Here is a 20711-nt window from a genome sequence, read left to right as displayed (position 1 = left end):
GTAACCGAGACGCGTTAAGTTCGAAAAAAATCTTTTCCGGGCACTTCCACGGGGTCGTCTTGCGCGAGCGGCAAACCCGCGTCCCCTTCCCTTGCCTCGATCTCGACCAGCCAATAGTCGGGATCCATCCTGGCTTCGTTCTGCAGTCGCTGGCTGATGTCGGCTGTTTCCACGGAGGCCAGTATTTTCTCGAACAAGCGTCCAAGAGGCTGATCGCTGAACATCGCCTGAGGGGCTGGGCCATAGAGGTCGAACGATCCGTCCAAGCGGTCGATCGACACAAAAACCGCGCCAGCTTCCTCAGCACCACGTCTTGAAATGGCTGCGAAGCCTCCTTCTGCGAAAATCCGGCGCACAAGTGCCGAGACAAAGAATTCGGAAGTGACTCTCATTTTAGCTTTCCAATAGTGCTTCTTCCGGCCCAAACGCCGGATTGCTATTGTCCGCCGGTTCAAGGCAGATCGAAAGCCTCATCAATCAACCGGACAAACGTCTTCCGCTGATCATTTCAAGACGCTCAACAGTTTGAGGCCCCAGCTCGCCTGTCAGTGGCAGTCCCCTGTCGAACTCGAAGCGCTTGATTGCCGCCGTTGTGTTGGCCCCCATCACGCCGTCGGCCTTCAAAGGGCCGTAGCCGAGTTCAGAAAGGGCTTTCTGGATTTTCATGAGCCGTGGGTCGGCATCAATCTCATCAACCAGCTGCGATGGCGGTTTCACCGGGAGCGAACTGCTTGTTCCCGGTTTTGCCCGCGGCACCGGGACAAGAGAACTCTGAGGTTCATCGCCATGCAGGAGGATCAATGCCAACAGAGCTTCATTCGCTTTTCCGGTCTCCGCCTGTCCGGCACGACGCTCGAAAGCACGTATGGCACGCTCGGTCGCCGGTCCATTGAGGCCATCAAGCGGACCCTCATAAAAACCGATTTTTCGAAGGGATATCTGAAGGTCCAGCACCAGTGTCGAGATCTCCTGAACCTGCAATCCGCTTCGCCGACCGTCCGGTTCGGGTAACTGAAAGGCTTCCGGACGATCGCGTGTCGCAAAAAGCGGCGCCGGATGCCGAGCCGGCTGCAGGCCGATTGCGTTGGCGATAATCAGGCAGGCCGTCAGGCCCATGACAACGGCCCCCCCGGCCGCGACTGGGTTATCAAGCGCCAGATGACCAGCCCTTGCCATCAAGGTCTCCTGGATTTTGGGCTGACTGTTTTTTTCTTTTGTTCGTGCCATGCCGTTGCCTACGCCGTCTTTGCAAAAGACCGGGGTGAAGTCTCGGAATTGGACGGCGTTTCCGCTGAGCTTCTTTCAAAACGCGCCGGAACGAGCACGACGATCGTTTCACCGTGCCCAAGCGCCGACAAGTACTTCAATCTGGATCCGGTTTCTTCCAACAACCTGGCGGCATGATCGAAAACGGCCCTGGAGCCCTCAGAACTCCAGGTCACGCTGGCTTGGCGATTTACGGCGGTCAGTTCCAGGTTCACACCCGATGGCGCTGGCCGAATTGTCACGCGAACGTCTGCACCTGCTCCCACGGTTTCAACCATCTCCGACAGGATGATATGGAGCGATTGACGAAACTTCTTCTTGTTGACCATCACGTCCACAAGATCCGCAGCAACATCCACTTCAAGCGAAACGTTTACCCGGTCGGCAAGCGGGCGAATGAGATTGCAGCTGTGCTTCAGGCAATCCGCAACATCAAAACGGCAGTAGTTTTCGTCAGCGCCATCCGGCTTTTCCGGAACCAGATCCAGTAGTGCACTTAAGGACTGCGCACTTTGATCACCTGCGGACCTTATGCGTTTCGCGGTCCGGTTGAGGCTTCCTGCCGAAAGAGATTTTCCCTGACTTTCAACCAGTCTGGCCAGATCGACAATCTCGGAAACTTGCGCCTGAACTGATGCACCGGCTTCCTCGATTACATTCCAATGAACGTTGCCGCTGCGCAATTGTTCAGCCCTGCGCGACGCGAGATCTCCATGTTCGCTGTCATCTGGTGACGTTCGTATCGCGAGAATCACCGGTTTTGCCGTGTCTGTGGACTGCAGGGTCTGCCCTGGTTTCAAATAGAGCTCGAAAACCTGATAAGCTGCTTCTCCCTGTTCACCCGGCTGGTTGGACCCTGTCCTGAGGCGCACTTTGACGCTGGCCGGATTTTCGCTTTCTCGAACGTCTGCAAGACGTGTCAGATACTGCGGGCGATCCGCCACATGCAGGCGTTGAAACAACCAGTCATCATCGGATGCAGAAGGTGCAAAACCCAGCACTTCGCGCAAGGGCCCGGCCAAGATGCTCAAACGCCCGGTCGCACCGATCTCCAGAAGCACTTCAGAAACATTGCTGCGAATACGTTCCCGGCTGTCCAGCGCCGCTGTTACCGCGTCGCGCGCCCGGCTCCGATCCAGCGCGATCCTTGCGGCCAGCATGCCAGTGTAGATCAACGCTGCAACAGAAGCTGCAATGCGCGCAGCCGGAGGCAGGTTGACTATCTGCGAAACATGGCCTGCGAAGAGTTGGACGAACGCAAACAGAGCGCAGCAGTAAAGCGTAATGCTGACGGTGATTTTCCTGTTTGTCGCAAATGCAGCCTCAACCGGAGGGATGAGCAGCCAAAGCAAAGCAAAGGACGCGTCTCCTCCGGTCATCATGCAAATGACGGCAACGAAGCTAGCGAAAAGTCCGGACGAAAACGCAATCGCGGTGTCCAATTCACCCGTGCGCGACAGAAAGCTGGCAATGGGCCACTGGCTTAGCATCCATGCCAGCACCACGATCGTTGCCGCATGTGGCGCGCCGGCCAAAGCAAGATGCAACGGCAGGATAATCAGGGCTACCGAACCGCTCAGGAAACAGCTTGTCAGGAGAGACCGGTGCAATGGTGCGAGAAAATTATCTTCAGCGGCCGTCGGATGAATCATCTCGTCGACGCGAGCCGTTAGGAGATCTCTCAATATTTTCAATTTTTTCAGAGGGTTACGCAAACTACATTACCACACGAATACCACGGACACATGCACTCACTGCTTCTTGCACGTCATTGTCGGCGGCAGCGCTTAATGAACGATAAAGGATAATCCAAACCGGGAAAAAATCTGCGATTTCAGTCCGATTTCAAGCGCTTGAGCGGAGAAAGATAAAATTTGAATCAAATTCTCAGAAAACTTTCTTTAAATACCTGATTTATTTTATGAAAATTGCGCTCACCCATGCAACCGGACATTTTCAAGTCTTTGCTATCGTTCGACCATAACCAGTGAGCCGGCACGTCATCGGCCCGCGACTTCGAACAGACTATGGGTAGCATCATGTTGTTTCTTCTGAGGACGGCCTTCTGGCTCACCTTGGTGCTCGCACTGATTCCGCTTGGATCCGGCGAAAAAAGCACCCCTGAACAAACTGTGGCCGTTGATCCTGTTTCGGCGTTCTTGGCCGCCCAGGCGACGGTGTCCGACATCGGCAGCTTTTGCAGCCGCAATCCTCAAGCCTGCGAAACCGGTGGCAACGCTTTGACGGCGATTGGCAGCCGCGCGCGCGACGGTGCCCTTATTGTATACGACTATTTCGGCACCCGGGTCGAGGACAACGCCGCCGATGACGGCCTGGTCACCGGTTCGACCGACCCCGTTCGCACCGAGCTGAGCGACGGTGAAAATGTCAGGCCCGTCGCAATTGTACCGATTCGAAATCCAGGCTCCAGGTTGGAGACTGCCGGCGGGCCGGTTCCACGGCCCAAGCCACGCTCAGGTCGCAGCACCTGAGCACACAAGCCGTTGGACGGGACTGTTGCCGCCCGCTCGACGGTAAATTGCGCCCCGCTAGAGCGCTGCTGCGCAAACGCAGCAACGACGGCTAAACTTCAGCGGCACGTTCCGCTGCGCCGCAGATGGAAAGCTGCCCATTTCATCTGCGGCGTATTTTTCTTTTGAAGCTGTTTGGCATTTTTCAGCCGCACCCTCCCTTTCTCTGTCACCGGATTTGCACTTTGCACCATGCGGGCTATATGAAGGCAGATTAGACCTTCAAAGACAGGCGCCATGACCACAGATATCAGCGAAATTCTTGAGACATTCGAGTTTCTGGATGACTGGGAAGACCGTTACAAATACCTGATCGACCTGGGCAAAGAACTGCCGGAACTGAGTGCTTCAGAGCGATCAGACGAGCACAAGGTACGTGGCTGCGTCTCACAAGTATGGCTGATCACTACGATCCGTCCCGGTCCGGACGGGCAAGCGGTTTTGAGCTTCAAGGGCGACAGCGACGCATTGATTGTTCAAGGCCTGGTCGCCATCGTGACGTCTTTGTTCAGCGGCAAATCCGCCCAGCAAATTCTCGACACCGACGTTGAAAGCGTGTTCTCGCAGCTCGGGCTGCAGGATCACCTCACCCCGCAGCGTTCCAATGGTCTCAGGTCGATGGTGGGGCGTATTCGCTCCGACGCACAAGGCGCCCTCGCAGCGGCCTGACTGCCATTTGACAAAAAAAGAGCTGCCATTTGGCAGCTCTTGTAACCCGGATAAGAATTGCTTCTTACTTGGACCGCTTGCGCTGCTGGCCGAGTCCCATCTTCTTGGCGAGCTCGGACCGCGCTGCGGCGTAGTTCGGAGCGACCATCGGATAGTCGGCACCGAGATCCCACTTCTCGCGGTATTCTTCAGGCGTCATGTTGTAATGCGTGCGCAGGTGCCGCTTGAGCGACTTGAATTTCTTGCCGTCCTCGAGGCAGATGATGTAGTCGGGCATGACCGACTTCTTGACCGGCACTGCGGGCTTCAGCGGCTCCGGCTCCGGCTCGCTCGAAGCAGATGCCGTCTTGTGCAGCGCTGTGTGGACTTCGTTGATCAGGCTCGGCAGATCCGTGGAAGCAACTGTATTGTTGCTCACATACGCAGAGACGATGTCCGCCGTAAGATCAATCAGATTAGCATCCACCGGATTGTCAGTCATATTTCACCCGTTCTCTTCCAAATTCGAATTAAGCTTCTTTGTAAACCTGCAAGTAATTTGTTCCGAAAACGCCTAAAAAATCACGTTACTTGCGGAATTGGAAATCGAATGCGATTCTACTTTGCAGGTGATTGTCACAGCCTTATATCGCTGCGATCCTTCTTATACAACCCCGAAAATCAAATAAAAAATAAAATTCGGCAATAAAAATCAAATTCTATAAATACCTACTATTTCGAAAAGATCGAAATAGACAATGGACCAATAGTATTCCCTTACGCCAGTCTTCGAGTTTCGCATAGCTGCTATGCTCACAGGCTCACTCCTTTGGTCGAATGGTTTCGGCCAAAGCATCGATCTTCGTATCAGCACAGGGACGATATCCCGCCGCATATGCAGCTTTTGCCAATAAATGGGCCGAAATTGGGGCCGTCAGCAAGAAGAAGACAACTCCGGCGATCGCTCGCGTGACGACGGAGAGGTCACCGGCTTCCACCGCCAGCGCCAAAAGCATAAGTCCGGAGCCAAGAGTCCCGGCCTTGGACGCTGCGTGCGTGCGCATGTAGACATCCTTCAGCCTGACGAGCCCAAGCGAGGCGACAAATGCGAAAGACGCTCCGATGATCAGCATACACCCGGTTACAATATCGACGACAGCACTCATTGCCCCGCCTCCCTGCGTTTGATGCTTTCCTCGACTTCTTCCATGATTGTGTCGTCGCCCGCCTTGCCGCGATTGAGAATAAATCGCGCAAACGCGACCGTCGCAAGGAATCCGACCAGACCCAGCGTGATCGCAATATCAATGTAGAGATAAATTCCCGTAGACACGCCGATCGCGGCAATAAAGCCAATGCCCACCGCAACGAGCATGTCCAACGCGACGACCCGGTCGGGAAGGCTCGGGCCCTTGACCGTCCTGTAGACTATGACGACAAATGCGACTGACAGAATGCCGAGCGAAATGTTCACGGCAACGTCGAGAAACTGGGACGCAAACAACTCAAAGGATGTCATCTGAACGCCTCCATGATTTTGCGCTCAAATCCGTTTTTGATGTCGTCGATCGTCGCTTGCGGATCGGGTACGTCGATACAGTGGATGTAAAGCGTCTTGCGATCGTCGGACACATCCACCGACAAGGTGCCGGGTGTCAGCGTGATCAGGTTCGCAAGTATTGTGATTTCGAAATCCGTATCGACAGTCAAGGGAAGCGCAATAATGCCGGGCTGCAGTTCGATCTTCGGCCTGAGCACGATCATCGCGACCCGCCAGGCCGAAAGCACCAGCTCACGGACGAAGGTCAGCGCCAGACCGACGGCTTTGCCAAAACGGCTAAAATACTCCGCCGTGCCGACCTGCTCGCGGATCAGATAGAGAGCGCCCGATCCGAGCACGAAGCCGAATGCGAGATTGACCTCGGAAAAACTGCCTGTGACAGCTCCCCATGCGAGAGCCATGAGTATGTTGATGAGAAAGAGGCTCGTCATCCCTGCTCTCCAAGCACCGACCGGATATAGCCAAGCGGATCGACAACGCCGCTGGCACCCTGTGTCGAAAGTTCAATCATCCACTCCGGCTGCAGACCGAAATAGACGACAAGTGCGGTAAGAATTCCTAGGGGCAGCCAGACTGCGCCACCAGACAGCTGTGCCTGTGACGAACCGGTCACCTCAACGCTTTGCCCGTCCGGCGTACCTTCCGGCCCACCACGCCAGAACGCATAAATCCAGACACGTCCCATCGCCAGTGTCGTCAGAAAGCCGCTCACCAGGATCGCTGCCCCCAACCAGAACCTGTCATCGCCGAAAGCCGCGTCAACAAGCATAACCTTCGGCCAGAAGCCTGAAAACGGCGGTAAGCCTGACACGGCAAACGCCAAAATCAGAAACACCCCGGCAAATGCGCCGCTCTTTTGATATAGCCCGCCGAGCTGTCTCAGGTTGAAAGAGCCACCCATCATGCTGATGATGCCAGCGGACATGTAGAGTGCGGTCATGACGATGATCGAATGAACCGCGTAAAAAATTGCACCCGATATCGCCAGTGTCGCTTTCTCGTCGTTGGCCGCAACCGCCAGACCGGCCAGCATGGACCCGATACCGGCGATGACCAGATATCCGAGCAGCCGCCTGATTTCGGTCTGCGCCAAAGCACCCAGAGCACCCGTCATCAAGGTCACAATCGCAACCAGACCGATGACGTCAGCCATGTAACCGAGTGAAGCCGGCAGAATGAGCACGAAGATCCGGATCAGTGCATAGACACCAACCTTGGTGAGGAGCCCTGCAAACACCGCGGACACCACAATATTCGGGGTATGGTAGGATGCAGGAAGCCAGAAGTTGACTGGAAAGGCTGCCGCTTTCATCGCAAATGCAAGGAAATAAAGCGCGGCGACCGTGGCCAGCGTCCCGGACGCCGGGTTTTCCATCGCGTCAACCTTGACGGCAATATCCGCCATGTTCAGCGTTCCGAAAATTCCGTAGATGAGACCCGTGGCAATCAGGAAAAGGTTCGTTCCGACGAGGTTGAGAACCCCGTATTTCACGGCGCCGTCCAGTTGAATCCGGTCGTTGCCCAGAATGAGAAGCCCGTAGGACGAAATCAGCAGAACTTCAAACCAGACATAGAGATTGAAGATATCGGCGGTCAGAAACGACCCGCAGACACCGGTCATGAGCAAAAGCAGGAAGGGATAAAACCCGTAGCGCCGTCCTGAACTGTCGACGGTTTTCATCCCGAACAGGCCAGCGCAAAAGGCGACCACGGAACCGATGAATGTAAGCGTCGCGCCCAGTGCATCCGCCGTCACGGCAATGCCAAACGGGGGCAACCAGTTGCCCATCACCATTGTGATTACGCCATGATCCAGAACGCGGATCAGCAAGGCGAGGCTCGCAACGACCAGCGCTCCGAGCAGCACCATCCCGACTTTGGGCTGCAAGTCCGTGTTCTTGCGCAGCATCAGGCACAGGGCGCCGCCGACCATGGTGATCAGCGATGGCGCTACAATCAGCCAGTCGCCCGCCGGGATCGGCGTCATGATCATTGCGTCGGCGTAGTCGACGGAAACAGAAGAACCGGCCATTCAGTTTAATACCCTTGCGGCGGAGTTTGATCGTTTTCAGGCTCTGCGACACGCATCTTGTTGACCTCGTCCGTTTCGAGTTCCTGATAGGCCCGAAAGGCCAGAACGAGCAGAAAGGCAAAGAACGAGAACGAGATCACAATGGCCGTCAGAACCAGCGCCTGCGGCAACGGATTGGCTGTTAACGTCTCAGGTGTGTAAAGGTGGGGCGGGATAAGCGGCGGAATTTCCCGTGTCAGCCGCCCGTTGGTGAAAATGAGCATGTTCACCGAGTTCCCCAGGATCGCAATCCCAAGCAATATTCGCACGAGATGCTTAGATAGCATCAGGTAGACCGCCACACTGAAAAACAGACCGATCAGGATCGCTACGCCGGTTTCCATCAGTCCGCCTCCCTTTCTTCGAGCGCAAGGGCAATGGACCCGATCGCACCGACCACCACGAGATAAACGCCGATATCGAAGACCAACGGCGTCGACAAGGCGACCTCGACACCGGAAAAGTCGAAGATAAGCCATTGGCTGGTCATGAAGGCCTGCCCCTTGAAGAAGGAAAGCACCCCGGCCAGCGCTCCGATGAACAGGCCAAAACCGGATATTCCCATGGGATGGAAAACAATGGCCCGCCGGACTGACGCCACGCCACAGGCGATCCCGTAGATCGCCAGCGCGGAAGCCGCAATCAGACCGCCGATGAAACCGCCGCCCGGTTCATTGTGTCCGCGCAGCAGCACGAAAATCGAGAACAGAACCATGAGAGCGGCCAGATACGGTGCAATCGTTCGAAAAATGACCGTACGCATCAGCGAACCTCCGCTGTTTGTTTCGCGGCAGTCTGCGCGCTCTGTGGTTCAGGCTCCGTCTCCGGATCGGGTCTGGTCCGGATCCTGATCAGCGCCAGGACGCAAAGACCTGCGAGCACGACGACCGCAATCTCGCCGAGCGTATCGAAGCCGCGGAAGTCGACGAGAATGACGTTGACGATATTGCGCCCGTGCGCGATTGACCGGCTGAACTCTGTAAAGAAGTCGGAAAGTGTCCGGTCGAAAGGCTGCTGGGTAATTGCCAGTAGAGTGAGTGTCAGACCAAGCCCCACCGCGACTGCAACCACACCGGTAACCAGCCTGGCAGGCAGCGAGCGGTGATCCCGCGGAGAAAGGTTCAGGCGGGTCATCACCAGGGCAAGAATGACAACAGACAGCGTTTCAACCATGAACTGTGTGAAGGAGAGATCCGGTGCACCGAACATCATGAAGATCAGTGCGACCGCAAAGCCTTGAATACCAAGCGACACGATCGCCGTCAGTCGCGTCCTGGCAACCAGGACAGCGATAAGACCGAGCACGGCAATCAAGAGGATGCCCCACTCATAGAATCGGTAATCCGGCAGTTTCGGCATCGCCGGATAACTGCCTGTCAGGAATCCCGGTAGCAGAACGGCGATGGCTGTAAACACGAATGTAAGCAGCATGTAGGTCTGCATCTTTCCTGTCTGCACGAGACGTGTCAGCCAGGCGGCAAACGATACGATTCCGCTGATAGACTGATCGAAACCCTTGTCCGGGCCCCACCCGATTGCCTTAAGCGCGGCGGCGATCAATTCGCGCAGCTTGTCGATCTGGGTAAAGAGCGCAATGCCGAGACCAACGGTAATGAAAGACAGGATTACCGGGGCATTGAACTTTGTGGGTATCAGATGAAGATCGATCTGTTTGAACTCACCCAACAGCGACGACAGCGTCGGACCGACGAAGAGCACGCCGGTCGTGTGGGCAATCAATCCCAGAATGATGCCGGTCACTGAGAGCAACACCGGCCCTGCAATGAGTAGAATCGGCCCTTCATGCGCATGTTTGGGGGTGTCGACCGGGGGACCAAAAAACGGTTTGATGGCTACAGCGGCGGCAATGACCAGCATCAGGGCGTTTCCGATGACCGCGACAACAGTGATCATAACGCCAAGCTGACCCAAGTCCCCAATATTCGATGTGCCGTAGTAGAGGATTTCCTTGGCAATGAAACCGATAAAGGGCGGTAAGCCGGCCATGGACAATCCGGCCAGACACCCGGCGGCAAAGGTGAACGGCATCGCTCTCCTCAGCCCGCCGAGTTTGGTGATATCCCGGGTTCCCGCTTCGTGGTCGATCGTTCCAGCGACCATGAAAAGCGCCCCCTTGAAGAGAGAATGCGCAAGCAGATAGAGGACGGCACCCTCTAGTGCTTTTTCATGGCTCGTTCCGGTCAGCATGACGAGCAGCCCGAGCGAGGCCACGGTTGTGTAGGCGAGCATCAGCTTCAGGTCGGTCTGACGGACAGCCAGGATCGTGCCGACCAGAAGCGTTACACCGCCGAACAGCGGCAGAACGGTCGTCCAGAGCTCCGTGTCTCCAAGGAGCGGATGCATGCGCATGAGCATATAAACACCCGCTTTGACCATGGTTGCCGAATGCAGATAGGCCGAAACGGGCGTCGGCGCTTCCATGGCGTTCGGAAGCCAGAAGTGAAACGGAAACTGTGCCGATTTTGTAAAAGCGCCGCCCAGCACAAGCAGGAAGATCGGCAGATAGAGCCCGCTGTTCTTGATGATGTCCGGCGAAGACAGAAGAACCGACATCTCGATTTCGCCCGTCGAGGCGATGATCAGGATAAATCCGGCCAGCAGCGCCAGCCCGCCGCCGCCGGTGACGACCAGCGCCTGAATGGCGGCGCGTCTTGATGCAGCGCGCAGGTGATCAAACCCGATCAGCAGGAAGGACGTGATCGACGTCAATTCCCAAAAAATGAACAGCGAAATCAGATTGTTGCCGAGCACCAGCCCCAGCATAGCGCCCATGAACAGAAACAGAAACGAAAAGAAACGTCCCTGTTGCGGATGCCCCTTGAGGTACCCACCCGCATACAGAATGATGAAGGTGCCGATCCCGGATATCAAAAGCCCGAAGAGCGTCGACAATCCATCGACATAGACCGAGAAATTCACAACGTAGCTGGGCGCCCAGGCTTTTGCCGCCACGAATGTCTGTCCCTCGGAGACGGGGCCGATGAAGCCGGCGAAATGCGCAAAAATCAGGGCCGGCACAAGGGCAAGCGGCCATGCGGCATTGTGCTTGAGCCAACGCGTTAGAAACGGCGCGACCACTGCTGCGGCGAAGGGTGCCAGTACGGCGTATAAAGTAGTGTCGTCGATCACTGCGGGCGTCATACTGATCTTTCGTCACGTTTTGCGTAAAACGACCGGTGCCAAGTCGCTCGAATCAACACCTTTTCGCAGAATAATAGCGGGCCGGAAGATTTATGACATGTCTTAGGGACATGATTGGCCGTCTTCAAGGATTTCCGGTACGATTTTTCGCAAGTTATACCGTCTGCTTATGCACAAACGCGCTTTCACGGGAGACTTGTCGAATACAGCTGCAAAAAAGTCTCGAATTCAATGACAGCTGAATGGGCTGAAGCTGTGCCTTTAGGCGTCAAACTTGTGTAAATTAACCAGGATCGGTGCTTCAATCCGTTTTTGCGGGGCCCCCTTCCACCGGAAGCCACTTGATTTCAATGTCCAAATACCGTTCAGTTTTGTGATGGCGAAGCTCTGGACGTGGCGTTGTGACCGGAATGCCGAGCGAGGCAATTATGGTGTTGGAAAGCAAAAATATAAATTTATCTGAAACTTCCCTGCAGAAAACGCCAGAAATAGACTTTGAAACTATCGTAAAACTAAGCAGGGACGCCGTAATACAACTGTCCCTCGACGGAAGGCCGCAGTTCATTTCCCCTGCCGCGGAAAAACTTTTTGGCTGGTCTGAAGAAGATCTCAAGGATCACCTGAGTGATCTGGTCTATGTCGAGACGCCAGACAAAGATGCAGATAGCCTCCATCGCATACTCTCCGGCAATGGCAATCCTGGAGAAACCCTTTCGAACGCAGAACTGCAATTGAGATCTGCCTATGGGCCCTTGATCTGGCTCGAGGTCACTGTGCATGTGCAGGAAGACAGCAGCGGCGCTCCTCTCAACTTCACAATATTCTTGCGCAGCATTGCAAAACAGCGCGAACTGGAAAGCCTGCTTGAGGCAGCCTCGCAGAGTGATCCGTTGACCGGGCTCTACAATCGTCGCGCCTTCGAAGACAACCTGAAACGTGAATGGGCCATCGCACTTCGCGAAAAGACGCACACAAGCCTTATCAAGGTCACACTGGACCGCTTCGATGCGCTGACGGAAAACTTCGGGCCGGGCGCAGCAGAAGATTGCCTCACCAAGGTCGCCGTCATGCTGAAGGAAACGGCTCGCCGGCCGGCCGATATCGCCGCAAGAACCGCCACGTCAGAGTTTTCGCTCCTGTTGCCAAGGACCCACGAGATGGGCGCCGAAACCATCAGCGCTTATATCCATATCGCTATCCAGGATCTTGGCATCCCAAACCCCGACAATACGGCTAGCAGTGGTGTGGTGACCGCTTCAGTTGGCGCAGTCTGTGCGGTAGCCGAACAAACCGGTGTTTCGGAAAGTCCGGAGTTTTTGTTGTCTGCCGCGGAAACATGCGTTTTCCAGGCCCGGCAGGAAGGCGGCAACAGGGTCAAGACAGCCATGAAGACCCTGACGCGCTGACACACTGACACACTGGTGATCAACCCTAGCTTGAGCTTGTGGCGAAGCACCCTATCTTTTCGCGGGAAACGAAATCAGGAAGTTCACGATGAGCGATGAAATCACCCAAATGGACGACGAAACGCCCAAGGTGAAAAAAACAACAGCTGAGTGGATGAGCCAGCTGACGGCTGAGCAGTTCTATGTGACACGTCAATCCGGTACAGAACGCCCCTTTACCGGACCACATTGGGACAACAAGCTTGTCGGAAGGTATGACTGCATCTGCTGTGACGCGCCTCTTTTCATGTCAGACACCAAGTTCGATGCCGGCTGTGGCTGGCCGAGCTTCTTTGAATCGGTCCATCCGAACGCAGTGCGAGAGTTGGAAGACAAGTCGCACGGCATGACCCGCACGGAAATCCGCTGCAATCAGTGCGATGCACATCTTGGTCATGTTTTTCCGGACGGACCGGCACCCACGGGCCTGCGATACTGCCTGAACGGTCATGCGATGAATTTCATCCATGGAGGGCGTCCACCGGCAAAGCAGAATGAAAACGGCTGACCAGGTGCTCCCGGAAATCTCGGTCCGGCCGGATGCCTTACGGCCGGAATACCAAGCTTAGTACGAAAGCAATAGCGGCCGCTCACCCGGTAAAAAGGGCTGCGACAATCATCAGGTTACCTGCAAGGGCAACGCCATAAGCGATGGAACGTGGTCCGGGAATGCCGGATATGTAGAACGGGACATAGGCAAGGCGTGCCCAGAAAAAGACCTGTGCACCGAGAATGGCCAGATCCGCATTCGCATTGGGCACGACATAGACCAGAACAGCCGGCACCAGAAAGAGCGGCAGGTTTTCCTTCAGGTTTAAAAGTGCCCTGTCCGCCCGGCCCGCAAGCCTTCCTTTCTCCGGCAGACCGTCTCTGCCCCCGGCCAGGCGCAAAAGCCCTGTGCTTGGAACGTACATAATTGCAGTGAAGTAGATCTGGCAAAGATAAAGAACCAGAACAGCGAGGATCCATGTAGTCATCGGTCGCTCCAGCGTTCGTGTGTTGAATGAACGTTGCCGGAAGCCTAAGTTTTTCCGAAACAGCAGCAATTCCCTTGCAGGGAATAGACAACCAGCGCGGATCGCCTATGAACGTAAACGGCTCGGCATTCGGAAAGTCCCTGAAAACACTTCGGGCCGAGCGCGGCCTCAGCCAGGCAGACCTTGCAGCTCGTATCGGCTCGACCCAACGGTATGTCTCCTTCCTTGAAACGGGCAGGTCACGCCCCAGCCGTTTCATGTTGCAGAGGATTGAGCGTGAGCTGGCGCTGCCTGTCAGCAGAAGCCAGGTGCTTTATGAAACCGCCGGTTTTGCGAGCCCATACAAGCACAGAGCTGAAGAGTCGCGCGACGTTCAGGATGCATTGAACCTTATCGAAACACGGCTGTTGGCCAATTGGCCGTTCCCGGCCTTTGTGCTCGACAAACGCTGGACGATCCTGCGCAGCAACGTTCCGGGAAAGCTGTTCGTGGCCGGCTTCGTCGGCCCGCAAAATGAACCTCCAAACCTGTTCCGGATTTTTCTGTCACAGACATTCCGCGAACGGGTATTGAACTGGAAAGAAGCCGCACCGATCTTCGCCGCCAGGCTCTACCGCGAGGCTGCAGACGATCCGGATCTTGCCGACCTGCTGGAACAGGCGCACGCCAGTGGATTTCTCGACGGACTGGACGAAACATTCCGCGAGGACGTCCCTGTCTTTGTCCCCGTCGAGGTGCTTGGGCCGGACGGACAGCGGCTGAGGATCACCTCGCTTCTTGGGCAACTCGCATCCGTTCAAGATGCGGTTGTTGAGGGAATGACCATTGAGCTCATGGTCCCGATGGATTCAGAGACAGAAGATTGCCTGTATGGAGCTTCCGGACCGTCTCCAGATATGAACGCTGCAGAATAGGAAACAGCCTTGCAAACACGATCAGTCATTTCCGTTTTCCTTGTCTCTGTTTTTGCGCTGGTTGCACTGCCTGCAGCGGCAGAAGAGCTGCCCGAGGCCGTGTGGGCAGGTAGTTCCGCGCGGCCCGAAGGCGGATTGCCGGACGGAAAATTTGCAGTTTACAGGCCGGGCCGGCCGGACGCGGTAGCCGCCTGGTACGGGTCTCCGACGCGGAGATATGGGCACGGCATTCTGGGCGATGCGATCGAAGCGGGATCTCTTCATGTCGCGATGCGGAACCTACTCGCTCACCCTGCCGGTCAGTGAAGTCTTTGAAGACAGGACACCGCGAATTGTCGACCTCGACAATGATGGCCGCATCGAGGTGATCACGATCCGCGCCTATCTGAATGCAGGCGCAAGCGTCGCGCTTTTCGGAATTCGCGACGGAAAACTGGTCGAACTCGCTTCCACGCCTGCGATCGGAACCCCAAACCGATGGCTCAACATTGCCGGTATTGCCGACTACGCCGGCCGCAGTATACCGCAAATAGCCTATGTGGAAACGCCCCATATCGGCGGAACGCTGCATTTCGTCGAATGGCGGGGCAACAGTCTTGCTCCGCTCGCCTCAATGCGTGGCTTTTCAAATCACAGGATCGGTGCGCGTGAGCAGGAATTGACCGCTGATATCGATTTTGACGGAAACGGACAACGCGACATTGCCGTACCCGCCAATGATCGCGCGACGCTTCGGATCATCGGTATTCAAGATGGTCGTCCTGTTGAGCTGCACAGCCAGACATTCCCTGCAGCGATCAAGACAAGCAAGCCGCCCTCACCCGGGTCGGATGCGAAGTGTATTCAAATGATCCTGGAGACCGGCAAGACGGTAGAAATCTGCGCAGGAGCCTGAGCCTGCCTCGCGGGCAAGGCTCAATTCGCCTCGGCAACCTCGGCGTCTTTTTTTGACGCGAGAATGCGCCCGATATTCACTTCGATCCAATCGGCTATCTGCCGGACCTGAAAGGCAACCTCTCGTCCGATCGGCGTCAGGCTGTAGTCCACATGCGGCGGCACGACGGGATGCGAAAACCGGCTGACAAAGCCGTCTGCTTCCAGTGTCTGCAGGGTTTGCGACAGCATCTTTTCGCTGACGCCTCCGACCGTTCGCCGAAGTTCGGAAAACCGGTGATCGCGATCCAGCAGTGCTATGAGAACCAGCACGCCCCAGCGGCTCGTCAAATGCTTCAGGATTTCGCGTGAAGGGCAATTCTGATTGAAGAGCTCACCACGCCGTATCATTTCCGACAGCGCCACTCCCTCCTGCCCGACTGCGGCATCTCGTGTTTGCGAGCAGCTGCTCTTCCGGCCGGACCCACTTTTTTCGCTCATGACCATCAAATCCCAAAACTAACCTTTTTGTATGTACTAACAAAAAGAAAGTTTGAGGTCTACATGGGCTGCATTCGAACACGATATCCCGAGACGAAATGAGGAGAATTGTCATGATTGCAGTTACGGGCGCCAACGGTCAGCTGGGTAGGCTGGTTTTGAAACACCTGTCGAACATCACCGACACGCCGGTCAGGGCGCTTGTTCGCTCACCGGACCAGGCACAGGATCTTGCGTCCGGTAAGGTCACGCTCGCCAAGTTCGACTACGATGACCCGGAGAGCCTTCCTGCCGCCCTGGAAGGCGTGTCACGGCTGTTGCTGATATCTGGTTCTGAGGTCGGCAAACGCGTCGCGCAGCACAAAGCGGTCATTGACGCTGCAAAGAGCGCAGGCGTCGGTTTCATAACTTACACAAGCCTCCTCAATGTGCCGCGTTCGAGCCTCGTCCTTGGTGCAGAACACATCGAAACGGAAAGGTTGCTCACCGAGAGCGGCATCCCGCACGCTGTTCTGCGAAATGGCTGGTACGTGGAAAACTATGCTGGCACCATTGCGGCCGCGCTTGAACATGGTGCCGTGGCCGGGGCAAGCGGTGACGGCAAAACGTCCATAGCCGGTCGTGACGATTACGCAGAAGCGGCCGCCCGTATCGTTTCCGGTGACGACCTTTCAACCCGCGCACTGGAACTTGCAGGCGACCAGGCGGTCAGCCTTGCCGATATTGCCGCCGAGATCTCACGGCAGTCCGGTCGACAAATACCTTCTCAGAACCTGGCAGAGGAAGACTACGCGGGCGTCCTGATCGGGGCCGGATTGCCCGAAGGGATTGCAAAGGCGATTGCGGACGCCGGTCGCGGCGCCGCGCAAGGCGAACTCTTCAACGGCTCAACGGCACTGAATGGCATCCTTGGTCGCCCGACAAGAACGCTCGCGAACCTCGTCAGCGAAGTCTTGGGGACCTCTTAAGGCACCGCTTGAGATAGATTCAGAATTGGGTTTCGGAGGCATTGCTTCCGGGACCCATTCAAGAAACTGCTCAATCACTTCAAGGATATTTGTTGGCCCGGATTTGCTGAACCTGATAGGCAGAATTCAGCACTCCGACCGAAAGCCGACAATGTCCCGACCGGATACTCCCGATCTTTACGCTCAGGATGGCCCCTACGCCTGGTTCCGTCTGGCAATATCCATCTTGCTCAGCACCATCGGCGGTGCAGGCATGTGGGTGGTCGTTATCGTGCTGCCTGATGTGCAGACGGATTTTGGCGTCGACAGAGCCGGTGCTTCCCTACCCTACACGGCAACGATGGCGGGCTTCGCGATCGGCAATTTCATTCTGGGCCGCTTTGTCGACAGATACGGCATTGCGCCTCCTGTCATTGCCTCCGCGCTTTTCCTGGCGGCAGGTTTCTCGCTCGCCGCACTCAGCCAGAACATCGTGTTGTTCACGGTCGCGCAGGGACTTCTGATCGGTCTCGGCACGTCCGCAACATTTGGGCCGCTTGTTGCCGATATTTCGCATTGGTTCCTGAAACGCCGCGGTCTCGCGGTCGCGTGTGCCGCCTCCGGCAACTATCTTGCGGGCGTCCTTTGGCCCTCCTTCATCCAGTGGAACCTTCAGAGCGCGGACTGGCGGGAAACCTATTTTGTCATTGCCGCTATTTGCCTGGTCACGATGGTTCCGCTTGCCTTGCTGCTCCGGCGGCGTCCGCCTGAAGCGGCTTTGGCAATGGATCCGGCATCGCAAAGGTTCGGGCAACATACAACCGGGTTGTCACCCACAGCGCTTCAGGCTCTGCTGATCATTGCCGGACTGAGTTGTTGTGTGGCGATGTCGATGCCTCAGGTTCATATCGTGGCGTATTGTGTCGACCTTGGATACGGCGTCGCACCAGGAGCGGACATGATCGCTCTTATGACCGGAATGGGCGTGATCAGCCGCCTCATCTCCGGCGTTCTTGCCGACAAGATCGGTGGGGTGAGAACACTTCTGATCGGATCCGTGCTGCAATGCGCGGCGCTTTTTCTCTACATTCCGTTCAACGGCCTTGCATCGCTTTATCTGGTCTCCCTGATTTTCGGCCTGTCGCAGGGCGGCATCGTTCCGAGCTATGCGGTGATCGTGCGGGAATATCTCCCTGCGCGCGAAGCCGGTCAGCGCGTTGGTCTCGTGATGATGTCGACAATCCTCGGAATGGCACTCGGCGGCTGGATGTCCGGCCTGATCTACGATCTGACAGGGTCCTACCAGGCCGCCTTCTTGAACGGAATTGCCTGGAACTTCCTCAATATGGCAATCATGATTTTCATTCTGTTCAGAGGCCGCGCGCGGCTCGCCATGTCCTGACAGGACAATGCGGTGCCTGAGACGCTCGGGCCGAAAATGCGCACTATCTGCGCATGTCCTTCACCGGAATTGTGCAGGCATCCAGGATCTTCTGCAAGTGTTGATCAGGCACAGGAGATATTCATGGACTTTCCAGTCGCAATCGCGATTGCAGCACTTATCGTAATGCTTCTCCCGATGAAATGGTCTTGCGTGTTGTGTGCTTTTTTGGTGGTGGACTATTTCTACGTCTTGGCGACAATCCCCGAAGGAAGTCTGGAGACGGATCTGCAAAGAGCTATGACGATTTCGCTGACGGTCTTTTCTGTTATTGCCCTGCTTGTTCGGCTGTGCGTGTTTTGGAGCGTGTTTGTCTACAGAAACACGCCGCGATCCTCGAACTAGCGGTTTTGAGCCCGCGATCTCAGCAGGAAAATAAAAAATACGCCGCCTATCAGCCCTGTCACGATGCCAATCGGCATGTCTTCAGGTGCCATGAGCGTCCGTGCCAATATATCCGCCCAGATAAGGAAAATTGCCCCCAGAAGCAGGCTTGCCGGCAGAACGCGGCTGTAGCTGCCGCCGACCAGAAAACGCGCAATGTGCGGTATCATGAGGCCAACAAACCCGATTATGCCGGAAAAAGCGACCATCACGCTGGTGATCAGAGCTCCGACAACGAAAATGATCAGACGAAAACGGCCAACGGGTATTCCGAGCGTCGAGGCTGTCTCGTCTCCAATCGTCATCGCGTTGAGGTCCGCAGCCTTTGCAAGCAGGTAAGGCACTGTCAGCAGCAGGATACCCAGGGGAAACAGAAGATGGTTCCACTGCGCGAGGCCAAGACCGCCCAGCATCCAAAACACAACCGTGTGCGTTGCCCGCGGGTCGCCCATGAAAATCATGATGTTTGCAAATGACATGATGATAAACGACACGGCGACGCCGGCCAGAACCAGTCTGTCGGCGCTCGTCGCAGACGCAAAATGAGTTACACCCAAAACAACCAGTGTCGCCACCAATGCCCCGGCAAACGCCATGAGGGGGACAGTAAGCAAACCCAGAAAGAGGCCGGTGTGCAAAAGAGCAAGGATGGCTCCGGCAGCGCCACCGGAGGAGATGCCGAGAAGATGTGGATCCGCGAGTGGATTGCGCGTCACCGACTGAAGAGCCGCGCCGACAATCGCCAGGCCTGCCCCCACGAAGCCTGCGAGCAAGGTGCGCGGAAGGCGAATGTTCCAGACAATCGCCTCCCGGCCCTTGGACCAGTCAGCCTCCACTAGCCCGGGTACGAGCTTGTTTGCAACGACACCGAACACTGTCCCGGCAGGCACGGAAACGGCGCCGACAGCAACAGCGACGACCATGGAAACAACAAGCAGCAACCCGCCGACTGCGAGCTTCAGACCGAACCCCCAGTTTGAAGTCTGCGTCGTCATCTTGAGATCCGTATCAACGGCATCCCTGGCTGGTCGCTGCAACATGTCTCATTCTCCCCAGAATGCTTCCGCGAGCTTCTTGACAGCCTTGATGTTGCGCGGCCCTGGGGTTGCTTCGACATATTCGAGCGTCACGAACCGGTCGTTCTTGACCGCATCGATATTCGCAAGCGCCGGGTTCTGTTTCATGAACTCACGCTTTTGCTCCGCTGTGACATTACCGTAATTCACGATAACGACGAATTCCGGATCTTTCTCGACGACGGTCTCCCAATCGATTTTGGCCCAGCTTTTTTCAAAGTCATCCAACACATTGACACCTCCAGCAGCCTCGATCAGCGCCGTTGGCATGGCATATCGACCAGCTGTGAATGGCCTGTCTTCACCACTGTCGTAGACAAATACTCTCAGCGGCTTATCACCAGTTTTTAAAGTGGATTTGTAGATCTCCAGATCGGCCTTGTAGCCGGCAACCAAATCCAGAGCAGTGTCTTCTACCCCGAAAATTTTTCCAAGATTGATCAGGTCATTATACATGTCAGCCATTGAAACCTTGGGCTTGTCGCCGATATGGACGCACGATTCTGTCAGCTCGTAGACTTTGATACCGAAGGGTTCCAGGGTTTCCGGTGTGACTTCGCCACCCACCTTCATGCCATAGTTCCAACCGGCGAAATAGAAATCGGCGTCGGCTCCGATCAGAACTTCCTTGGTCGGATATTTTGCGGAAAGCTCGGGAAGTTCCGCGACACCTTTGCGCATTTCCTCATCAAGTGTTTTCCAGCCGGAGATACCTGTATAGCCGACCATGTGATCCCGCAGCCCAAGCACGAGCATCATCTCAGTGAGATTGACGTCATTTGAAATCGCGGCCTTCGGAGGAGCGTCGAAGGTCACTTCCCGATCGCAGCTTTGAACGGTTGTTTCCGCCATTGCACCGGTGGAAAGGAAAATGGTGGCCAGACTGAGTGCCAGGCGTTTCATGAGGATCTCCA

The 20711-nt window shown here is 55.9% G+C and carries 25 protein-coding genes; 10 read left to right on the top strand and 15 right to left on the bottom strand.

The features are described from left to right. Positions 1 to 14 precede the first annotated feature (14 nt). The 3 genes from Q0915_RS06770 to Q0915_RS06760 form a co-directional block, all read right to left on the bottom strand. Entirely contained in the window at positions 15 to 392 is a 378-nt protein-coding gene (locus Q0915_RS06770) for a DUF1491 family protein (RefSeq protein ID WP_299481132.1), read from the bottom strand. Positions 393 to 477: 85 nt separating this feature from the next. Next, positions 478 to 1176 carry a peptidoglycan-binding domain-containing protein gene (locus Q0915_RS06765; protein ID WP_299481129.1) on the bottom strand — a complete coding sequence of 233 codons (699 nt, stop codon included), beginning with the start codon at positions 1174 to 1176 and terminating at the stop codon, positions 478 to 480. A 59-nt stretch (positions 1177 to 1235) separates the two neighbouring features. Next, on the bottom strand, positions 1236 to 2918 hold the full coding sequence (locus Q0915_RS06760; protein ID WP_299481126.1) for a hypothetical protein: 1683 nt from the start codon (positions 2916 to 2918) through the stop codon (positions 1236 to 1238). Positions 2919 to 3305: 387 nt separating this feature from the next. On the opposite strand from Q0915_RS06760, the gene Q0915_RS06755 reads away from it, so the two are divergent. Continuing rightward, positions 3306 to 3758 carry a DUF5330 domain-containing protein gene (locus tag Q0915_RS06755; RefSeq protein WP_299481123.1) on the top strand — a complete coding sequence of 151 codons (453 nt, stop codon included), beginning with the start codon at positions 3306 to 3308 and terminating at the stop codon, positions 3756 to 3758. A gap of 276 nt (positions 3759 to 4034) precedes the next feature. Next, complete coding sequence (locus tag Q0915_RS06750) at positions 4035 to 4466, top strand: SufE family protein (protein ID WP_299481120.1); 432 nt, start codon at positions 4035 to 4037, stop codon at positions 4464 to 4466. Between the two features lie 64 nt (positions 4467 to 4530). Here Q0915_RS06750 and Q0915_RS06745 read toward each other — a convergent pair whose 3' ends face one another. The 8 genes from Q0915_RS06745 to Q0915_RS06710 form a co-directional block, all read right to left on the bottom strand. Beyond that, positions 4531 to 4947 carry a MucR family transcriptional regulator gene (locus tag Q0915_RS06745; RefSeq protein ID WP_299481118.1) on the bottom strand — a complete coding sequence of 139 codons (417 nt, stop codon included), beginning with the start codon at positions 4945 to 4947 and terminating at the stop codon, positions 4531 to 4533. Positions 4948 to 5266: 319 nt separating this feature from the next. Next, positions 5267 to 5611 carry a monovalent cation/H(+) antiporter subunit G gene (gene mnhG, locus Q0915_RS06740; protein ID WP_299481115.1) on the bottom strand — a complete coding sequence of 115 codons (345 nt, stop codon included), beginning with the start codon at positions 5609 to 5611 and terminating at the stop codon, positions 5267 to 5269. Then, the gene (locus Q0915_RS06735) at positions 5608 to 5964 is read right to left on the bottom strand and encodes a cation:proton antiporter (protein WP_299481112.1); all 357 of its coding nucleotides are present in this window, start codon (positions 5962 to 5964) and stop codon (positions 5608 to 5610) included. The genes mnhG and Q0915_RS06735 overlap by 4 nt, the downstream gene beginning before the upstream one ends. Beyond that, positions 5961 to 6437, bottom strand: a complete 477-nt coding sequence (locus tag Q0915_RS06730; RefSeq protein WP_299481109.1) for a Na+/H+ antiporter subunit E — start codon at positions 6435 to 6437, stop codon at positions 5961 to 5963. Before Q0915_RS06730 ends, Q0915_RS06735 begins: the two co-directional genes overlap by 4 nt. After that, positions 6434 to 8038, bottom strand: coding sequence for a Na+/H+ antiporter subunit D (locus Q0915_RS06725; RefSeq protein WP_299481106.1), 1605 nt, complete (start codon positions 8036 to 8038; stop codon positions 6434 to 6436). The genes Q0915_RS06730 and Q0915_RS06725 overlap by 4 nt, the downstream gene beginning before the upstream one ends. 5 nt (positions 8039 to 8043) lie before the next feature. Next, positions 8044 to 8421 (bottom strand): Na+/H+ antiporter subunit C, encoded by a 378-nt coding sequence (locus tag Q0915_RS06720; protein WP_299481103.1) that lies wholly within the window; start codon positions 8419 to 8421, stop codon positions 8044 to 8046. Continuing rightward, positions 8421 to 8840 carry a Na+/H+ antiporter subunit B gene (locus Q0915_RS06715; RefSeq protein WP_299481100.1) on the bottom strand — a complete coding sequence of 140 codons (420 nt, stop codon included), beginning with the start codon at positions 8838 to 8840 and terminating at the stop codon, positions 8421 to 8423. The genes Q0915_RS06720 and Q0915_RS06715 overlap by 1 nt, the downstream gene beginning before the upstream one ends. Next, positions 8840 to 11239 carry a putative monovalent cation/H+ antiporter subunit A gene (locus tag Q0915_RS06710; RefSeq protein WP_299481096.1) on the bottom strand — a complete coding sequence of 800 codons (2400 nt, stop codon included), beginning with the start codon at positions 11237 to 11239 and terminating at the stop codon, positions 8840 to 8842. Before Q0915_RS06710 ends, Q0915_RS06715 begins: the two co-directional genes overlap by 1 nt. A 410-nt stretch (positions 11240 to 11649) precedes the next feature. On the opposite strand from Q0915_RS06710, the gene Q0915_RS06705 reads away from it, so the two are divergent. After that, a complete protein-coding gene (locus Q0915_RS06705) occupies positions 11650 to 12645 on the top strand; it encodes a diguanylate cyclase (protein WP_366525263.1) in 996 nt (331 codons plus the stop codon). A gap of 88 nt (positions 12646 to 12733) precedes the next feature. After that, positions 12734 to 13192 (top strand): peptide-methionine (R)-S-oxide reductase MsrB, encoded by a 459-nt coding sequence (msrB, locus tag Q0915_RS06700; RefSeq protein ID WP_299481093.1) that lies wholly within the window; start codon positions 12734 to 12736, stop codon positions 13190 to 13192. Between the two features lie 82 nt (positions 13193 to 13274). On the opposite strand, the gene Q0915_RS06695 is transcribed toward msrB, so the two are convergent. Next, entirely contained in the window at positions 13275 to 13661 is a 387-nt protein-coding gene (locus Q0915_RS06695) for an MAPEG family protein (protein ID WP_299481089.1), read from the bottom strand. A 107-nt stretch (positions 13662 to 13768) separates the two neighbouring features. On the opposite strand from Q0915_RS06695, the gene Q0915_RS06690 reads away from it, so the two are divergent. From Q0915_RS06690 to Q0915_RS06680, 3 genes are read left to right on the top strand one after another with little or no spacing between them, the layout of a single operon-like run. Beyond that, the gene (locus tag Q0915_RS06690; protein WP_299481086.1) at positions 13769 to 14575 is read left to right on the top strand and encodes a helix-turn-helix transcriptional regulator; all 807 of its coding nucleotides are present in this window, start codon (positions 13769 to 13771) and stop codon (positions 14573 to 14575) included. A gap of 9 nt (positions 14576 to 14584) precedes the next feature. Continuing rightward, positions 14585 to 14881, top strand: a complete 297-nt coding sequence (locus Q0915_RS06685) for a hypothetical protein (RefSeq protein WP_299481083.1) — start codon at positions 14585 to 14587, stop codon at positions 14879 to 14881. After that, positions 14838 to 15470, top strand: coding sequence for a hypothetical protein (locus tag Q0915_RS06680; RefSeq protein WP_299481080.1), 633 nt, complete (start codon positions 14838 to 14840; stop codon positions 15468 to 15470). Before Q0915_RS06685 ends, Q0915_RS06680 begins: the two co-directional genes overlap by 44 nt. A gap of 20 nt (positions 15471 to 15490) precedes the next feature. Here the strand turns inward: Q0915_RS06680 and Q0915_RS06675 are convergent, their stop codons facing one another. Next, positions 15491 to 15859 (bottom strand): helix-turn-helix domain-containing protein, encoded by a 369-nt coding sequence (locus tag Q0915_RS06675; protein WP_299482125.1) that lies wholly within the window; start codon positions 15857 to 15859, stop codon positions 15491 to 15493. Between the two features lie 203 nt (positions 15860 to 16062). Here Q0915_RS06675 and Q0915_RS06670 point away from each other — a divergent pair, with 203 nt between their 5' ends. The 3 genes from Q0915_RS06670 to Q0915_RS06660 all read left to right on the top strand — a co-directional run bounded on the left by Q0915_RS06670 (position 16063) and on the right by Q0915_RS06660 (position 18682). After that, positions 16063 to 16917: an SDR family oxidoreductase gene (locus tag Q0915_RS06670; protein WP_299481077.1), complete on the top strand. Its 855-nt coding sequence runs from the start codon at positions 16063 to 16065 to the stop codon at positions 16915 to 16917. A 151-nt stretch (positions 16918 to 17068) separates the two neighbouring features. Continuing rightward, on the top strand, positions 17069 to 18298 hold the full coding sequence (locus tag Q0915_RS06665) for an MFS transporter (RefSeq protein ID WP_299481074.1): 1230 nt from the start codon (positions 17069 to 17071) through the stop codon (positions 18296 to 18298). A gap of 123 nt (positions 18299 to 18421) precedes the next feature. Continuing rightward, positions 18422 to 18682 carry a hypothetical protein gene (locus tag Q0915_RS06660; protein ID WP_299481071.1) on the top strand — a complete coding sequence of 87 codons (261 nt, stop codon included), beginning with the start codon at positions 18422 to 18424 and terminating at the stop codon, positions 18680 to 18682. Here the strand turns inward: Q0915_RS06660 and Q0915_RS06655 are convergent. Together Q0915_RS06655 and Q0915_RS06650 are read right to left on the bottom strand one after the other, a co-directional pair. Then, positions 18679 to 19716: an iron ABC transporter permease gene (locus tag Q0915_RS06655; protein WP_299482122.1), complete on the bottom strand. Its 1038-nt coding sequence runs from the start codon at positions 19714 to 19716 to the stop codon at positions 18679 to 18681. The genes Q0915_RS06660 and Q0915_RS06655 overlap by 4 nt on opposite strands. A gap of 48 nt (positions 19717 to 19764) precedes the next feature. Further along, complete coding sequence (locus tag Q0915_RS06650) at positions 19765 to 20700, bottom strand: ABC transporter substrate-binding protein (RefSeq protein WP_299481068.1); 936 nt, start codon at positions 20698 to 20700, stop codon at positions 19765 to 19767. Between the last annotated feature and the right edge of the window lie 11 nt (positions 20701 to 20711).

Source organism: uncultured Roseibium sp., from assembly GCF_947494555.1.
Taxonomy (GTDB): domain Bacteria; phylum Pseudomonadota; class Alphaproteobacteria; order Rhizobiales; family Stappiaceae; genus Roseibium.
The sequence above is the reverse complement of the archived record's forward strand: the minus strand, read 5'-3'. Positions and strand labels throughout refer to the sequence as shown.

Bases quoted from the DNA above. Each gene is read 5' to 3' on its own strand.
- Q0915_RS06770 (WP_299481132.1), bottom strand. From the start codon at position 392: ATGAGAGTCACTTCCGAATTCTTTGTCTCGGCACTTGTGCGCCGGATT.
- Q0915_RS06765 (WP_299481129.1), bottom strand. From the start codon at position 1,176: ATGGCAAGGGCTGGTCATCTGGCGCTTGATAACCCAGTCGCGGCCGGG.
- Q0915_RS06760 (WP_299481126.1), bottom strand. From the start codon at position 2,918: ATGATTCATCCGACGGCCGCTGAAGATAATTTTCTCGCACCATTGCAC.
- Q0915_RS06755 (WP_299481123.1), top strand. From the start codon at position 3,306: ATGTTGTTTCTTCTGAGGACGGCCTTCTGGCTCACCTTGGTGCTCGCA.
- Q0915_RS06750 (WP_299481120.1), top strand. From the start codon at position 4,035: ATGACCACAGATATCAGCGAAATTCTTGAGACATTCGAGTTTCTGGAT.
- Q0915_RS06745 (WP_299481118.1), bottom strand. From the start codon at position 4,947: ATGACTGACAATCCGGTGGATGCTAATCTGATTGATCTTACGGCGGAC.
- mnhG (WP_299481115.1), bottom strand. From the start codon at position 5,611: ATGAGTGCTGTCGTCGATATTGTAACCGGGTGTATGCTGATCATCGGA.
- Q0915_RS06735 (WP_299481112.1), bottom strand. From the start codon at position 5,964: ATGACATCCTTTGAGTTGTTTGCGTCCCAGTTTCTCGACGTTGCCGTG.
- Q0915_RS06730 (WP_299481109.1), bottom strand. From the start codon at position 6,437: ATGACGAGCCTCTTTCTCATCAACATACTCATGGCTCTCGCATGGGGA.
- Q0915_RS06725 (WP_299481106.1), bottom strand. From the start codon at position 8,038: ATGGCCGGTTCTTCTGTTTCCGTCGACTACGCCGACGCAATGATCATG.
- Q0915_RS06720 (WP_299481103.1), bottom strand. From the start codon at position 8,421: ATGGAAACCGGCGTAGCGATCCTGATCGGTCTGTTTTTCAGTGTGGCG.
- Q0915_RS06715 (WP_299481100.1), bottom strand. From the start codon at position 8,840: ATGCGTACGGTCATTTTTCGAACGATTGCACCGTATCTGGCCGCTCTC.
- Q0915_RS06710 (WP_299481096.1), bottom strand. From the start codon at position 11,239: ATGACGCCCGCAGTGATCGACGACACTACTTTATACGCCGTACTGGCA.
- Q0915_RS06705 (WP_366525263.1), top strand. From the start codon at position 11,650: ATGCCGAGCGAGGCAATTATGGTGTTGGAAAGCAAAAATATAAATTTA.
- msrB (WP_299481093.1), top strand. From the start codon at position 12,734: ATGAGCGATGAAATCACCCAAATGGACGACGAAACGCCCAAGGTGAAA.
- Q0915_RS06695 (WP_299481089.1), bottom strand. From the start codon at position 13,661: ATGACTACATGGATCCTCGCTGTTCTGGTTCTTTATCTTTGCCAGATC.
- Q0915_RS06690 (WP_299481086.1), top strand. From the start codon at position 13,769: ATGAACGTAAACGGCTCGGCATTCGGAAAGTCCCTGAAAACACTTCGG.
- Q0915_RS06680 (WP_299481080.1), top strand. From the start codon at position 14,838: ATGTCGCGATGCGGAACCTACTCGCTCACCCTGCCGGTCAGTGAAGTC.
- Q0915_RS06675 (WP_299482125.1), bottom strand. From the start codon at position 15,859: ATGATACGGCGTGGTGAGCTCTTCAATCAGAATTGCCCTTCACGCGAA.
- Q0915_RS06670 (WP_299481077.1), top strand. From the start codon at position 16,063: ATGATTGCAGTTACGGGCGCCAACGGTCAGCTGGGTAGGCTGGTTTTG.
- Q0915_RS06665 (WP_299481074.1), top strand. From the start codon at position 17,069: ATGTCCCGACCGGATACTCCCGATCTTTACGCTCAGGATGGCCCCTAC.
- Q0915_RS06660 (WP_299481071.1), top strand. From the start codon at position 18,422: ATGGACTTTCCAGTCGCAATCGCGATTGCAGCACTTATCGTAATGCTT.
- Q0915_RS06655 (WP_299482122.1), bottom strand. From the start codon at position 19,716: ATGACGACGCAGACTTCAAACTGGGGGTTCGGTCTGAAGCTCGCAGTC.
- Q0915_RS06650 (WP_299481068.1), bottom strand. From the start codon at position 20,700: ATGAAACGCCTGGCACTCAGTCTGGCCACCATTTTCCTTTCCACCGGT.